General features: G+C 32.5%; 19 protein-coding genes. 13 read left to right on the top strand and 6 right to left on the bottom strand.

The features are described 5' to 3' along the window. Nucleotides 1–159: 159 nt before the first annotated feature. The 3 genes from ACU68U_RS08765 to ACU68U_RS08755 all read right to left on the bottom strand — a co-directional run bounded on the left by ACU68U_RS08765 (nt 160) and on the right by ACU68U_RS08755 (nt 2,285). Entirely contained in the window at nt 160–324 is a 165-nt protein-coding gene (locus ACU68U_RS08765; RefSeq protein ID WP_446763153.1) for a hypothetical protein, read from the bottom strand. A 188-nt stretch (nt 325–512) separates the two neighbouring features. Continuing rightward, complete coding sequence (locus tag ACU68U_RS08760) at nt 513–1,610, bottom strand: cell wall-binding repeat-containing protein (protein ID WP_412701269.1); 1,098 nt, start codon at nt 1,608–1,610, stop codon at nt 513–515. Nucleotides 1,611–1,730: 120 nt separating this feature from the next. Next, the gene (locus ACU68U_RS08755; RefSeq protein WP_094208113.1) at nt 1,731–2,285 is read right to left on the bottom strand and encodes a CD3072 family TudS-related putative desulfidase; all 555 of its coding nucleotides are present in this window, start codon (nt 2,283–2,285) and stop codon (nt 1,731–1,733) included. An 87-nt stretch (nt 2,286–2,372) separates the two neighbouring features. Between ACU68U_RS08755 and ACU68U_RS08750 the strand changes: the two genes are divergently transcribed. After that, nucleotides 2,373–3,074 (top strand): ABC transporter ATP-binding protein, encoded by a 702-nt coding sequence (locus ACU68U_RS08750; RefSeq protein ID WP_102164122.1) that lies wholly within the window; start codon nt 2,373–2,375, stop codon nt 3,072–3,074. After that, nucleotides 3,067–4,677: a hypothetical protein gene (locus ACU68U_RS08745; protein ID WP_446763152.1), complete on the top strand. Its 1,611-nt coding sequence runs from the start codon at nt 3,067–3,069 to the stop codon at nt 4,675–4,677. The genes ACU68U_RS08750 and ACU68U_RS08745 overlap by 8 nt, the downstream gene beginning before the upstream one ends. Nucleotides 4,678–4,712: 35 nt before the next feature. On the opposite strand, the gene ACU68U_RS08740 is transcribed toward ACU68U_RS08745, so the two are convergent. Both ACU68U_RS08740 and ACU68U_RS08735 read right to left on the bottom strand, forming a co-directional pair. Continuing rightward, nucleotides 4,713–5,390 (bottom strand): hypothetical protein, encoded by a 678-nt coding sequence (locus ACU68U_RS08740; RefSeq protein ID WP_154271490.1) that lies wholly within the window; start codon nt 5,388–5,390, stop codon nt 4,713–4,715. Nucleotides 5,391–5,413: 23 nt separating this feature from the next. Continuing rightward, complete coding sequence (locus tag ACU68U_RS08735) at nt 5,414–5,614, bottom strand: hypothetical protein (protein WP_154271489.1); 201 nt, start codon at nt 5,612–5,614, stop codon at nt 5,414–5,416. 121 nt (nt 5,615–5,735) lie between these two features. On the opposite strand from ACU68U_RS08735, the gene yqeC reads away from it, so the two are divergent. The 10 genes from yqeC (at nt 5,736) to ACU68U_RS08685 (ending at nt 13,150) form a co-directional block, all read left to right on the top strand. Beyond that, nucleotides 5,736–6,422 (top strand): selenium cofactor biosynthesis protein YqeC, encoded by a 687-nt coding sequence (yqeC, locus tag ACU68U_RS08730; RefSeq protein ID WP_242432458.1) that lies wholly within the window; start codon nt 5,736–5,738, stop codon nt 6,420–6,422. A gap of 9 nt (nt 6,423–6,431) precedes the next feature. Continuing rightward, complete coding sequence (locus ACU68U_RS08725; RefSeq protein ID WP_002835729.1) at nt 6,432–6,725, top strand: cupin domain-containing protein; 294 nt, start codon at nt 6,432–6,434, stop codon at nt 6,723–6,725. A gap of 188 nt (nt 6,726–6,913) precedes the next feature. After that, nucleotides 6,914–7,345 carry a 50S ribosomal protein L13 gene (gene rplM, locus ACU68U_RS08720; protein WP_094204392.1) on the top strand — a complete coding sequence of 144 codons (432 nt, stop codon included), beginning with the start codon at nt 6,914–6,916 and terminating at the stop codon, nt 7,343–7,345. Between the two features lie 11 nt (nt 7,346–7,356). Then, a complete protein-coding gene (rpsI, locus tag ACU68U_RS08715; RefSeq protein WP_002838975.1) occupies nt 7,357–7,749 on the top strand; it encodes a 30S ribosomal protein S9 in 393 nt (130 codons plus the stop codon). A 122-nt stretch (nt 7,750–7,871) separates the two neighbouring features. Beyond that, nucleotides 7,872–8,351 carry a 23S rRNA (pseudouridine(1915)-N(3))-methyltransferase RlmH gene (gene rlmH, locus ACU68U_RS08710; RefSeq protein ID WP_002838033.1) on the top strand — a complete coding sequence of 160 codons (480 nt, stop codon included), beginning with the start codon at nt 7,872–7,874 and terminating at the stop codon, nt 8,349–8,351. Nucleotides 8,352–8,358: 7 nt separating this feature from the next. Further along, nucleotides 8,359–9,582: a CapA family protein gene (locus ACU68U_RS08705; RefSeq protein ID WP_094207686.1), complete on the top strand. Its 1,224-nt coding sequence runs from the start codon at nt 8,359–8,361 to the stop codon at nt 9,580–9,582. A 2-nt stretch (nt 9,583–9,584) separates the two neighbouring features. After that, nucleotides 9,585–10,667, top strand: coding sequence for a tryptophan--tRNA ligase (gene trpS / locus ACU68U_RS08700; protein ID WP_446763151.1), 1,083 nt, complete (start codon nt 9,585–9,587; stop codon nt 10,665–10,667). 340 nt (nt 10,668–11,007) lie between these two features. Further along, nucleotides 11,008–11,454, top strand: a complete 447-nt coding sequence (locus tag ACU68U_RS08695) for a hypothetical protein (RefSeq protein WP_094207684.1) — start codon at nt 11,008–11,010, stop codon at nt 11,452–11,454. Nucleotides 11,455–11,471: 17 nt separating this feature from the next. Continuing rightward, nucleotides 11,472–11,873: a large conductance mechanosensitive channel protein MscL gene (gene mscL / locus ACU68U_RS08690; protein ID WP_094207683.1), complete on the top strand. Its 402-nt coding sequence runs from the start codon at nt 11,472–11,474 to the stop codon at nt 11,871–11,873. A gap of 89 nt (nt 11,874–11,962) precedes the next feature. Beyond that, on the top strand, nt 11,963–13,150 hold the full coding sequence (locus tag ACU68U_RS08685; RefSeq protein WP_154253971.1) for a MalY/PatB family protein: 1,188 nt from the start codon (nt 11,963–11,965) through the stop codon (nt 13,148–13,150). A 47-nt stretch (nt 13,151–13,197) separates the two neighbouring features. Here ACU68U_RS08685 and ACU68U_RS08680 read toward each other — a convergent pair whose 3' ends face one another. Continuing rightward, nucleotides 13,198–14,169: a hypothetical protein gene (locus ACU68U_RS08680; RefSeq protein ID WP_154253969.1), complete on the bottom strand. Its 972-nt coding sequence runs from the start codon at nt 14,167–14,169 to the stop codon at nt 13,198–13,200. Nucleotides 14,170–14,358: 189 nt separating this feature from the next. Between ACU68U_RS08680 and ACU68U_RS08675 the strand changes: the two genes are divergently transcribed. Beyond that, nucleotides 14,359–15,048: a hypothetical protein gene (locus ACU68U_RS08675; protein WP_446763150.1), complete on the top strand. Its 690-nt coding sequence runs from the start codon at nt 14,359–14,361 to the stop codon at nt 15,046–15,048. Nucleotides 15,049–15,194 lie beyond the last annotated feature (146 nt).

Below are 15,194 nucleotides of genomic sequence, written 5' to 3'. Positions count from 1 at the left end.
TATTGATTTAAGTCCTCCTGATTCACCTGATAAGTATTCTAGTACTAATTTTATTTTAAATTCTTTTGTGTATTTTGGCATACAAAAACCCCTCCATCCGTATTCCGGATTTTGGGGTTCAGGTCATCATTGTAGCTTCTACTACTAATGATGCATTTTTTATTTGTTTGAAGATGTGTCAGATGATTTAAGTCCCATAAAAATAAATACAAGTCCAAGTAATGCCAATGCGATTGTTGCGATATTGTTACCTCTTCTGTAAGAAAAAACAGCGACTAATATCCATATTAATCCAACGATAATTCTCAAAATTTTCTTATTCATTTTCATCCTTTCATAAGTCAAAAAAATTAACAAAAACATTTTATAAAGACAATTTTTATGTTTAGATTATCCTAATATGATTATATCAATTGATTATTTTTTATATGTAAAATATTTTTAAATTTTAGGTTAAATTAAATCAAAAAAACTGTGTGAATTTGACTTCACACAGTTTTATTTTTTATAGATTATTTTTGTGTTCCAGTTTCAACAGGAGTTGTTGCAGTTGGTTTGTCAGTAGAATTGTTTTTAACTTTTTCTACGATGATTGTACCACCGTCGATAACTTTTTCTCCGTTTTCACCTACAGTATAATATGAGTTTTCCAAATCTTTGAATACTTTTGATCCAATAGCGTTAACTCCACCAAATACTTTGATGTTTGCTAATTCTTTGTTGTCTCTTAAGTAAGAAACGATAGAACTTTCTACTGAATTTTTGGATGCAAGTAAGATTGGAGCGTCCAATTTTTGACTTACTGGTGCAGCTACTAATGCGTCTGCGAAGTTTTCTCCACTAGCTACTAATGCAGTTTGAAGCTTATCTCCGTAAACTTCCTTAGCTACTTTCAATGAACCTTCGTATCTGTTTGATCCAGCGATTCTGTCTACTACAGCTATTTCTGATAATTCTTTTTCTAGTTTAGGAGTGATAGTTTTTTCTCCACCGATGATTGTAATTCTAGTTACATTCATAGATTTTAAAACTTTCAAAGTTTCAGCTGGAATGTTGTTCTTTTGAACTAACATAACTGGAGCGTTAACTTTGTTTGCATAGCTTACTCCGTATAATGCGTCAACGTAGATTTCGCCACTTGCGATTACAACTTCTGAAGTTTGTTTTACGTTGTCTTTGATTGTTTGAGCGTTTGTTTTGTATCTGTCAGCTCCGTTAATTCTAACTACTTTAGCGTTAGTAGCTGATTTTACAGAATTTACAACTGCGTTTGATACGGATTTTTCTCCACCCAAAACATAAACATTTTCAACACCCATTGATTTTAATTGGTTCAATGTATCAGCGCTGATGTTATTTGATTCAGAGAATAATACTGGCATAGTTCCTTTGCTTAGAACTGTTGCACTTAAAGCATCAGGGAATGCTAATTGGTTAACCAAAATAGCTGACTTTGCTGATGAGAATTGGTCCTTACTAACGTTAACTGCAGTTTCAACACGGCTACTTCCTGAGTATCTTTGAACGTTTAATTTTGAAGCCATAGATACTGTTGGGAAAACCATAGCTGTAGCAAGAGCTGCTACTAATAATTTCTTTTTTAAATTCATAACAAATCTCCTTTATTTATTCTATATCTCAATTATATCACACTTTTATTTTTTGATAACACGTCTTGATAAATTGTAGAAATTTAAATTTAAAATTAAAAATAACGCATACAAAATGCGTTATTTTTTTATAGATTGTTCGATTTTTTCTGTTATTTCATCTACGTTTCTGTCATTATAGCCGTAAAATTTTGACTCGATATTTTTGTTTTCGAATAATTTTTCCAATTCTTCCATGAAAACGCCTTTGTCATCTGTCATTTCTACGGAATTTACACAATGAGCAATGTCTTTTATAGCGGAGATTTCTCCTTTGAATTCTTCTGATTTGCAAGTAAGCCCGATTCCACAGCTAGGAGAACCGTCTATTCCTATAACTCCTAAAAAATTTACTCCGTCCTTGATATAATCGGAGATTTCGTTGACAATTGGGCTTAATAAATCACGGCTTGTTTGTCTGTAAAAATTATTGTCGAATTGTTCGTACACGCTTCCCCAGCGATTGGGCCCGTACATTCTATTTTCTGGACAAGGTAATTGGAATATTCCAACGTTCATTTTCATTAAATTTTTGATCAAACTCAAATTATCTTTTCTGCCAGCATCGTTTTTTACAACAGCAAGTTCGTTCAATAAACAATGTGACACCAAAATTATATTTTTATATTCTTGCATACGCACCTCTGTAAAATAATTATAGCATATTTTAACAATACACCAAATGTATGGTATAATTAATACAATAGTAAACAGGAGGATAAAATGAAATTAGTAATCAAAAATTTGACTAAAAAATACGACGACAAATTGGTACTCGATGAAGTAAATTACGAATTCAAAGAAGGAGTCATCACTTCTGTTTTGGGTAGGAATGGAGCAGGTAAGACTACTTTGTTCAACGTCTTATACGATGAGATAGATTTTGATTCAGGAGAATTTTATTTGGAAAATAATGGAGGAATCGAAAAACTAAAAAAAGAAGACATAGGGATGCTTTTTTCTGAAAATTTCTTGCCGGAATTTCTAACAGGATATGAGTATATCAAGTTTTTTAGAGATATTAACGCCCCACAGGACATAAAATCAGTGGAAGATTACATGGAAATGATGGAATTTTCCAAGAAAGATCAAAATAGACTCATCAAAGATTATTCACACGGAATGAAAAGTAAAATATCTTTGATAACACTGTTCATCTCAAGACCGAAAGTCTTGCTTTTAGATGAGCCATTGACAAGCTTGGATGTTGTAATCAGTACGCAAATCAAAAAATTGTTGATGGAATTGAAATCACAAGGAAGAATTATTGTTTTGTCTACGCATATGTTGGATTTGGCAAAACAAATGAGCGAAGAAATTGTGTTGCTTCATCACAAAAAGTTACAAAAATTGGATTTGGACAAAAACGATGAGAAATTCGACGCAGAACTTTACGACATTTTAAAGGATGAGTCTGATGAGTAATTATCTTAGCACTTATTTGAGATTAGTTATGAAGATGAAGCTCAATCAGACAATGTATCAACTTCGTAAACTTTCAATTTTCAAGAAGATTATTCCTGCGGATATTTACGGAAATGACGTGTTGAGCTTTGGATATTCTGCGATTTTCTACATTTCATTTGTATTAAAGACAATACTTTACAAAATTTTGTACTGTGCATTAGTTTACGGCATTGCAACTATAGGAACAGCAAAGATTTTCAAAGGCAGTATTCAAGAAAATATAATGATATCTTTGTTTTATCTGTCAGCTGTTATTGGAAGTATGATTTCACAATTTATGTACGTAAGCTTCGATAATGAGGATTCTATTTGTGTCAAAGCGCTCAAACTCGATGCCAAAAAATACACAGTTTTGCAGGATTATTTATCGGACATTAGCTTTGCAATCTCAGGAATAATATTTGCGATATTTTTTGCTATATTCGACATCAACCCAATGAATGCAATGAATATCACTGTATTCTGCCTTGGATTTAGAAAACTAATCAAATACATCAATATTTGTGCGTATTCGACTAAAAGCCCCAAACACTTAACCGAAAACTACTTCTGCATGTGGGCGATTTTGCTATTGGGAATGGGACTTTTGGTATTGTACAGCACGAAATCCAAAATCTTCGTACAAATATTTTATTCAACTTACGCGCTTATTTTCGGAATTGTTGCATATATTGTCGGTGCGATTTTCATTCATAAAACAGAAAAAATCAGACACATCGCTAGAATTGAAATCACAAACAAATCTATAATCGATCGCGACAACACATTTAAGGATATCAACACGGTCGCATACCAAATCGACGACGAAAAAATAGCACAAGAAAACGGGAAAATTTACGATAATTACAACGGGATTGAATACATCAACAAAATATTCCGCTACAGATTCAAACACAAATACAAAAAAATGATTCTAATTCGTTCGGGAATAATTTTGGCTGTTGGTGTAATTGGATTTATCGTACTAAGAGGACTCACAATTAATCCCAAACCAAGTGATTTGAAAATATTAGTGTCAGTATTTCCGATAATCTTGTTGTATTTCGGAATACAAATAGCAGTTCCAGAATCATTCAATAGATTTATGTTCTTGAATATGGATAGATATTTGATGAAACAAATGATTTACGCCAATAAACAAAACATAAAAGACACACTAAATTTTAGAATAAAACAAAATTTAAAAGACAACGCACCTACATTTGGATTAGTGTTATTATTGATAATAAGTTGGATATTCGCCGCAAAATTAAACACAACAGATTTGATAATAAAAGCCACAGTCGCAGTCATCATAATCTACTTGTATCAATCAGTAAAACAACTCTACATGTACATGCTACTTCAACCATTCACAGTAGGACTCAAAAGTAAAAACGTAGTCTACTCAATACTCAACACATTCGAATCGTTACTTTTTTGGGGAATAATAATACTTCAAATAAAATTGAATTTCAACATAGGATTAGTAGCCTTAGCAATCTGCGTGATTTATACAGTTGTAGGATATTTCTTGGTGTTGGCTAAGGGAGATAGGACATTTAATTTGAAGAAAAGTTAGAAATGAAAAAGGCTATGAGTTCACGCTCACAGCCTTTATTTTTCGTGTTGTTTGATTATATTTTCCAATCTTTTGTATTCTTTTTTGAATCTCGGGTTTGTGGATTTTGATTTCAATTTGTTTAAGTTTTTTCTTGCCAATACAAAATCATCGTCAAATATGTTTTTCATTATATACAATTGTTTGATGTTTTCGCCGTAATTTGGACTGTTTTCAAATTGTTTTAAAAGTTTTTCGTGTGTTGTGAATAGCTCATTAAACTTAATTTGATCGTTCAATTTGAAGTGGGCGATCATTGTATTGAGCCAATATATCAATTGAAGGTCTTGATTTTTCAATTGGTCTTTTGAAATTGTTTCATAAGTTGACAATGTTTTATTTGGTTCATTAAGTTCCAAATATCCAGCGCCCAAATTCATTTTCATCACTGTTTGGATGTGTTGGTTTTTGATTTTGGGAATTTTAGGTTCTAATTCGTTGACGAAATCTTTGTATTTCATTTCTTCAAACAGTTTCATTGAATGTTTCAATTCGTTTGTTTTGTAGGAGTAATAAATTGTGTTTACGATTAAAATGATTGCCAAGACAACTCCACCGATTATCCAATAATATTTAATCATTACTTTGTCGTCGATTTTAAAGGCAAGGCTTATGATTAGCATGGCTATCCCGATTGCAAATGCTATGCCAAATAATTTTAGAAATTTTTTCATGTGTACCTCTGTTTTATGTTTATTTACTTGAAAATATCAAATATACTTCTTGTTGTTTTGTTATAAATCTTGTTATAAAGTGCTTTTTTGGGGTTTTTAATCCAACCAACTCCTTTTTTTCCATAAGTTGGGTCGATTGCAGACTTTAGTTGTCTTTTGTACTTTGAAGTTGTTCTTGCTTTGAATGATTTCTTCAAGCTTGGTGTTCTAAATCCTATTTTCATAAATGCCTTCCTTAATATATTATTATATATTAATTATAATTCATTGGTGCAGATTTTCAATTGGGTTTTGTATTTGAAAATTTTGTGAGATAATAAAAATGGTGATATTATGTTGGAGTTTATGAGTTTGAAAGATAAAAACATGATAGCGATTCAAGGTGCTGGTGGGAAAACTTCGAGCGTTTTTTTGCTTGCAAATGAGTTCAAATCAATGAATGAAGCATCCATTGTGAGTACGACGACGAAGATGGGGATTGTGAGTGAAGATAAATTTGATTATTTGTACAAATTCGATGATAATGCGAAAATTGTGGACGGGAAAATATATTTTGCATCAAAATCACGTACAGACACAAAAGAAATAGGATTTGAGCCGGAATTTTTCGACAAAATTTTTGATGAAGGATTGTTTTCCAATATAATTTTGGAAACGGATGGGGCAAAGACAAGATCAATCAAAGCTCCACGTGAAGATGAGCCTGTAAATCCTAGAAATATCACGCATTGCGTTGGTGTGATGGGACTTGATAGTGTGGACAAGCCTTTTGATGAGAGATTTTGTCACAGAAAAGAATATATGGAGAAAATTATTGGAAATCCCAATACTTTGACGACAGAAAGCTACGCAGAAATCATCAATTCTAATTGTGGTCTGTTCAAAAATTCGTACGATGCGAAAAAATTTTTGATTTTGAATAAGGCAGACACAAAACAAGACATTGAAAATGCGATGGATATTATTGAGAGAATTGATGTGGATGTGAAGATTTTTGTGATGAGTTTTGGGGAAATTATTAAGATATATTAGGAGAATTTTATGAATTTACTAGAAGATTTGAATTTTGATGAAAATCATATTATTAAGGATACAATTGTTAGAAATGAAAAGTTTGATATTCACAGAATACAATCAAAAAACGAAACATCTGGGCCGTACAATCAGGATTTTGACGAATTTGTTGTCGTGATTAAGGGGGATGCGATGTTAAATGTAGAAGGAAAAGATGTGAGACTTAAGGAAATGGATACGTATTTTATTCCGAAAAATGTCGTTCACGAAGTGAAAAGCACAAGCGATGAATGTGTGTGGTTGTGTTTTACAATAAAATAGTTGACAATTATATCAAGAGAGTATATAATATTTTGGTATGTAAAAGGAGTCATTTCCTTTTATGCAATACAGAAAGTCGCCGATGGCCGGGTGTGCGACGTGTCTAAATTCCCGGTGAGAAAACAATCGCTTTTTGGCAGCGATGTCCAAGTAGCCAAATATTGTAAATAAAGGAAAGGATGAATTGAATGAAAACTTATATACCTAAGAAAGATGACATCCAAAGAAAATGGTATGTAGTAGACGCAACAGATGTTGTTTTAGGTAGATTATCTACTGAAGTTGCTTCTATTTTAAGAGGAAAAAACAAACCAATGTTTACTCCTAATGCGGATGTTGGAGATTACGTAATCGTAATTAATGCAGAAAAAGTTAAATTAACAGGTAAAAAATTAGAACAAAAAGAATTAAGACATTACACAGGATATGCTGGTGGTCTTAAATCAATTACCTACAAAGACTTAATGAAGAAAGATCCAGAAAGAGCTGTAACTCATGCTATCGTTGGTATGCTTCCTCACAACTCTTTAGGTCGTCAAATGGCTAAAAAATTAAGAGTTTACAGAGGCGCTGATCACGATCACATCGCTCAAAACCCTGAAGTTTTGGAAATTAAGTAGGAGGTAATTAAATGGCTAATAATAGATATCAAGGAACTGGTAGAAGAAAAACTTCTGTTGCTAGAGTTACTTTAGTACCAGGAAGTGGAAAATTCACAATTAACAAAAAAGATATAAGTGAATACTTTAACTTCGATACATTAAGAGTTATAGCTAAAGAAGCTTTGGAATTAACTAACAATGCTGAAAGCTATGATGTTACTGTTAATGTAAAAGGTGGCGGATACACTGGTCAAGCAGGTGCTATTAGACATGGTGTTGCTCGTGCTTTATTAGAAGTTGACCCAGACTACAGAGCTGAATTAAAAAGAGCAGGTTTCTTAACTAGAGACCCTCGTAAAAAGGAAAGAAAGAAATACGGTCTTAAAAAAGCTCGTAAATCTCCACAATTCAGTAAGAGATAGTTTTTTCGAAATTATTCCCACAGATTTTTGTCTGTGGGTTTTTTATTTGCTTAAAAAATTATTATTTTATACTCCCAATCAATATATGATATACTTATTAAAGTAAAAAGGTTGTGATTATTTTGAATATCGATATAATTTCGGTGGGTAAGGTTAAGGAAAAATACATAAAACTAGGCATTGCTGAATTTTCGAAAAGATTATCTGCGCACTGCAAGCTAAACATAATTGAGGTTGATGATTTGAGTGCTGCAGAGAATTTGTCCGACAGTGAAAAGGAGATTGTGAAGGACAAGGAAGCGGAGAAAATCTTGTCGAAAATCAAGGATAATCACTACGTGATTACGCTTGAGATTTTGGGAAATCAACTTACTAGCGAAAAATTAGCCGCCAAGATTGAAAATTTAACTGTACAAGGTCATTCTAATATTTGTTTTGTTATCGGTGGATCGTTGGGACTGGGAAAAAGTGTACTTGACAGGAGCGATTATGCGCTTTCTTTTTCCAAGTTTACATTTCCACATCAACTGATGAGGCTGATTTTGTTGGAACAAATTTACCGAAGTTTCAGAATAATCAACAATTTACCATATCATAAGTGAGGATAAAATGAAGGGAAAAAAGACAACTGTTGCATTGGCTTTTCTTATAGTGATTTTAGTTGGTGTGATTGGCTTTAGATATTCAGAAATTTCTGGGAAATCTCCAATCCAAGCATCACAAAAGAGTTCTCAAGTGAAAAGTGTTACAAAAGCAGAAGAAAAATCAAATAAAAAATCAGATAACGAAAAAGAAAATAAAAATCTGGAAAAGAAAGAGATAACCATAACTTGTTGGGGAGATTATATGAATCACATAACTCAAATTCGCCAAGCAAAAGCTACAAATTATGATTTTTCGGATTCTTTTGCGGTTATTAAAGACATTGTGGGTAAGAGTGATTTATCCATAGTCAATTTGGAGACGACTATTGCGAAGAATGAATCAGACATGAGTGGTTATCCAGAATTTGCAACGCACGAAAATGTTATAAAAGCTTTAAAAGATACAGGCTTTGATGTGGTGAGCACTGCCAATAATCATTCTTACGATAGAAGACTGAAAGGAATTGACCACACAATCAATACAATTGAAAAATACGGTTTGAAAAGAACTGGAACGTTCAAGGAGAACGAATCGACCAATCCACTTATTATCGATGTGAAAGGGATAAAGGTTGGATTTTTCTCATATACACAAATGCTCAATGGATTTGAAAATTCTATGCTTAATTCCGGAAGAGACACCGCGGTAAATATAATAAACATGGAACAAATCCAAAAAGATGTGGATTATTTAAAGCAAAATCACGCAGATGTGATAATGTGCTACATGCATTGGGGAGAGGAATATTCTGATTATCCTAACTCTTATCAGAAAAACACGTTCAAGAAACTTTCAGATATGGGAGTTGACTTGGTGATAGGATCGCACCCGCACACAATACAAAAGGCTGATGTTATTGAAAACGACGGCAAAAAATCATATTGTGTTTATTCAATGGGAAATCTAGTTTCAGATCAAAGAGAATCCTACGGACAATATTACGGTGTAGAGATTGGAGTGTACTCGGATATTAAAATTGAGAAAATTGGGGACAAGACAACTGTAAAAAGTTTCGAAAATAAGCCATACTATGTAGACAAATACACAGATAATGTGACTACAAGATATGTCGTAGTTCCAGTTAAACAAGTCCTCAATTCAGAGATAAATTATCCAAGAAAAGACAAAATAATATCCAAATTGAACAGAGCAAATCAACATTACGAGAAAATTTTTAACAAGGAGTAAAAATGGGAAATATAATACTTACAGGTGACAGACCAACAGGAAAATTACATTTGGGTCATTACGTAGGCTCATTAAAAAACAGAGTTATCATACAAAACAAAGGAGATTTCGACAAGATGTATGTCATGATTGCCGATGCACAAGCTTTGACTGACAATTTTAACAATCCAGACAAAGTCCGTGACAATATCATTGAAGTTGCGCTTGATTATTTAAGTTGTGGAATTGATCCTAATAAAGTTACGATTTTTGTGCAATCACACGTTGAACAACTAACAGAATTGATGTTTTATTATATGAACTTGGTTACACTTTCAAGACTCGAAAGAAATCCTACAGTTAAAGCAGAAATCAAACAAAAAGAATTTGGAGCGAGCATTCCTGTTGGATTTTTGACTTATCCAATCAGCCAAGCAGCAGACATAACGCTTTTTAATGCAAACATAGTTCCTGTTGGAGAAGACCAGCTTCCAATGTTGGAACAAACACGTGAAATTGTAAGAACATTCAACAACTATTACTCAGAAGTTTTGGTTGAACCAAAAGCTGTAATTCCTGACAATAAAATCTGTTCCAGACTTCCAGGATTAGACGGCAAAGCTAAGATGAGTAAATCATTAGGTAACTGTATCTATTTGTCGGATTCTGAAAAAGATGTCAAATCAAAAGTAATGAGTATGTTCACAGATCCTAACCACATTCAAATTACAGATCCCGGAAAAGTTGAGGGAAACACAGTGTTCACTTATTTGGACGCTTTCTGTACAGACGATGATTTCTCAGAATTTCTTCCAGATTACAAAAATTTGGACGAATTAAAAGATCATTACAGACGTGGTGGACTTGGCGATGTCAAAATCAAAAAATTCTTGAACAATATTTTGCAAAAAGAATTATCTCCAATCAGAGAAAAAAGAAAACACTACGAACAAAATATTCCAGAAATCTTCGATATGTTGTTAAAAGGATCAGAAGATGCCAGAGAAGTTGGAGCAGAAACTTTGAAGAAAGTAAAATCTGCGATGGGAATTAACTACTTTGAAGATGTGGAATTGATTAATAAACAACAACAAAAATACAAATAAATGAGAAATCAATCACGAGAGTGGTTAATTAAGAGCAGCAAACCATCATACACGAATATCTAGACTTCAAAAATTGATGATTTCTAAATCTCAAAATCCTAAAATCGCAAGCACGCTGAAGCTTACGCAGTCCGATTTTGACGGATTTATTCGATTTGAAATCATGACAATTTTTTCCGTATGATATTCTTAGCATGAAAGGTTTGCTATATTTTTTATATATGTCAATCAAATCAGTGGTTGATTTTTGCTTGATTAATAAAATATAAATCTTATTTGATTTTTCCTTGCTTAAAATTATTATTTAAGGGTATAAATAATAAAGGAAAGGAAGATTATTATGTTAAGAGCAAAAGTAGGATCTAGATTATATAATATAAACGAAGCTATTAAGCTTGGAGAAATTGCTATAGCTAGCTTGAATGAGGTACAATCTTATTTGGGTACAGCATCAGGATGGGGAATTTTCGATATTTTCAAGGGTAAGACTATTACTACTATGATTAAAAGATCGAATTTAAAAAAGGCGAAGAATCAAGCGAAGAAGGCTGACTTGGCGATTAGAAAGTTCAACAATATTATGATTGATTTGGACAAGAAACCAAGCGTTGGTTTCAGATATAAGAAGACATTTTTCTTGGCAGATTATTTTGATAACAAAGTTTTTGATTCTGTTGTTCAAATGCAAATTCTCAATAACAAGAGAAATTGCGACGCTGCTATTAAGCAATTGAAAAAAGAAGTGTATAATTTACAAAAGGAAAAAATGAATTTAATGAATGAATAGATTTTATAGGAGGTATTATGTTAAAAGAATTTAAGAAATTCATTACTGAAGGTAATGTAATGGATTTGGCAGTTGCCGTTATCATGGGTGCTGCTGTTAAGGAAATGGTCGACGGACTTATCAACGGTCTTATAGCACCTTTGATTGGAGCAGCAACAGCTGGTGTTAATATGAAGGAAATGGCAGCAACTGTTGCAGGTGTTAAGTTACAATATGGTTTATTCTTGGATGCTTTGGTTAAATTTATCATTATAGCATTTGTTGTTTTCTTGATGGTTAAGGCTATTAACAAAGGTCGTGATGCTTTGCATAAAGAACCAGCAGCCGATCCAACAACAAAAACTTGCCCATATTGCAAGAGTGAAATCGACATTACTGCTACTAGATGTCCACATTGTACATCTGAATTAACAGAATAATTTGACATAAAAGGGGATTATATCCTCTTTTTTTGTTGTCTTGTGTTATACTGAAAAAGGAAGGATTAATTTATAATAAGGAGATTATGATGAAATACGATTTTGAAACGATTAGTGACAGAAACGAAATGGGATCTAGAAAATGGGCTGTAAGAAGCGAACAATTTCCTAATATGAAAAAAGATGTAGTTCCATTTAGCGTTGCGGATATGGAATTCAAAAACGCACCAGAAATTATCGATGGTTTGAAAAAACGCTTAGATAATTTGGTTTTGGGATATTGCTCTCCTACAGACAGATTTTACAACAGCATTATAAATTGGGACAAGAAACGCCACAATGCAGATATCAAAAAAGAATGGATTGTCGAAGTTCCAACTGTTGTAGATGGATTTTTTGCTGCAGTAAGTGCTTTCACGAAAAAAGGTGATTCTGTAATGATTATGAGACCGGTGTATGGTCCATTCAGATTTGCCATTGAATTTAATGAAAGAGTTATGGCTGATGTTCCTTTGATTTCTGACGAACGCAACAATTACTCAATTGATTTTGAAAAATTCGAATCAGAATGCAGAAAGTCTGAAAACAAAATGGTTATTCTTTGTAACCCTCACAATCCGGGTGGAATTTTGTGGAGCAAGGATGATTTGGAAAAAGTAATCAAGATTGCGAATGATAATGATGTGATTGTTGTGGTTGATGAGATTTGGCAAGATATTGTTATGCCGGGAAACACTCACACATCTGTGCTTTCTTTGGATAGAAAATTAGTCGAAAAAGCTGTTGTGTGCCAATCTGCTACAAAAGCTTTTAATTTGGCTGGGCTTTGCTGTGGATACACAATTATCTCAGATCCTGAAATGATGGTTCAATACAAGAAAACATTGGATATAATGAGAAGCAACACTGTCAATGTTATGGGACTTGAAGCTACACAATTGGCTTTTGATGAAGCTGAAGACTGGCTTGACGAATTAATCGAAGTCATAGATACTAACCAAAAAATCGTCTACGATTTCTTCCAAGAAAAATATCCTAAAATTATCGTAAATCATCTTCAAGCGACTTACGTTATGTGGATGGATTTCAGATGTTTGGGATTAAATAGCGATGATTTGCTTAAAACATTGGGTGAAAAAGCTGATTTGGTATTTACTGACGGAAGATTCTTCGGTGAATGTGATGGATTCGTAAGGTTCAATGTCGCAGCTCCTACACAAGTCGTAAAAGACGCATTAGTTAGATTGGATAATTTATTACAAGAAATATACAAATAAACACAACAAATCCCGAAACTCTGTTGAATTTCGGGATTTTTTTAGTTCTATTTTACATTCAAAAATTGTTGCATGTATTCAAATGGACCATTATCCACTTGAACTTTTGGATTATTGATTGATGTATCTTCTTTTGAATTTAGTGAGATGTTAATGCTTTCAGTATCTTTTGATTTTGGAGTTGATTTTAAGTTAACATCGTATGATTTGTCCTTGAATTCAAATGTTAAATTATACATATCGTCTTTGTTAGTTGTCTTTAATGTGTTCATTTTGTCTTCGAATTCTTTTTTGGATTGGTCTGATTTTAGATTGTTTTCAATTTCTTGGATTTTTTGTTGTTCTTGGTCTGTAAGATCACTTCCCTTGGCAAGTTTGGCGTATTCTTTGAAGTTTTTCAATAAAGTTTTTCTTGAATATTCCATAACTTTTGCCCATTGTTCACCAGTCAAATTCACAGAGTATTTGTGGTTGCCATCATCTGTAACCTTCAATTCCTTGTTGTCGACAACGAAATCTTTTGCGATTTTAACTTGGAATTTCGTATTAGATGATAAAAGTGGCATGAACACTGTGAAATCTCTTACAGTTGTAGCTTGGAAATTTTGTTCAGTTAATTTTTGCAAAATTTGTGTAACATTGAAGTACAAGTTTTTTTGAATCAAAGCTTCCTTCATTTTTGGTGGAAGATTGTTAGCAAATGCATCGTAATTCAAATACGCTTTTCCATCTTGGATTGCGAAGTGTAGTTCTCCCAAATTATTGCCTTGACCTGCTAATTGAGCTACATCACTTGTAACAGTTGCCATTGCAACTCCTGTTGATTTGTCTTGTGTTGCTTTGACTTTGATTTCTTTTAGCTTGGAAGTTTCGTTCTTAAACTCATAAGATTGGTTCTTCCATTCAGTTGTTTTTCTAAAATCGTTTAATAGGCTCACTTTTTCTTTTGCTTGAGAGCAAGCGCTTAAAGTTATTACCATAAGTAGTGATAATAACACTAATGTAAATTTCTTTTTCATAAATTCCCCCTGACTATATTATTATAACAGATTTGGACAAATGATTTTGAACAAATCACAATCGTAGACTTATTGTAACCTAAGGTTGAATTTTGAAAGATAAAATGACAAATAAATAGTTGACAACTAAAAATCGTTTAACTAAAATAAAATTGAAGTGATAATCATGAAAGAATATTAGGGGTTCATATGGCTATAGGTAAATTAAGAAAAACAATCACTCTTGTTATTATGATGTTGTTACTTTTATCATCTTGTCAAAAACAAGAAATTAGAAACGACGAGCATGTAGCAAATCAAAACGAAACAGCAAAAGTTGCTAATGATGAAAAGGATAAAGCTGATATTAATGAGACCGTAAAAATGTTTTTTACGCAAAAATACTACAAGCTGGAAAAAGATACAAATAAAATTAGATTGAGTGAAAGTCTTGAAAAATTTTTAGCTAAAAAACCAGATTATAAGTATTATGAATTATCCGAGTTGAAAATATTGGATAAGTATGAAAGTAAAGACAAAATTTTAGTTTTAGTGAAGACATGGATTTCTACTAAGGATAAGAAATCTGGAGAAGGCGGAATTGTAAGAATTTTATTGCATAAGGATAATAAAGGCTATATTGTAGAAAAAGAAGTTAGTGAAGATATGATAGAATCAGCAAATTATCAAACTAAACTATCCCAAAAAGATATAAAAAATTATATTAAAAAATCATTGGTAATGAATGGAGAAAACTTATCGGATTCAGAGATAGATAAGGATATAAAAGATATGTATTTGCTCGATTTTTATTCATATATGGGAATGTTTGAAGTTCAAAAAAGCAAAGAAACTAATGAAGATTTAATCCATGTTTTAGAAAATCATGAATACAAATAATTTAAAAAGGAAAGTTCATAATGACCTGAACCCCAAAATCCGGAATACGGATGGAGGGGTTTTTGTATGCCAAAATACACAAAAGAATTTAAAATAAAATTAGTACTAGAATACTTATCAGGTGAATCAGGAGGACTTAAATCAAT

Source organism: Finegoldia sp. P3-F-LR, from assembly GCF_052932165.1.
The sequence above is the reverse complement of the archived record's forward strand: the minus strand, read 5'-3'. Positions and strand labels throughout refer to the sequence as shown.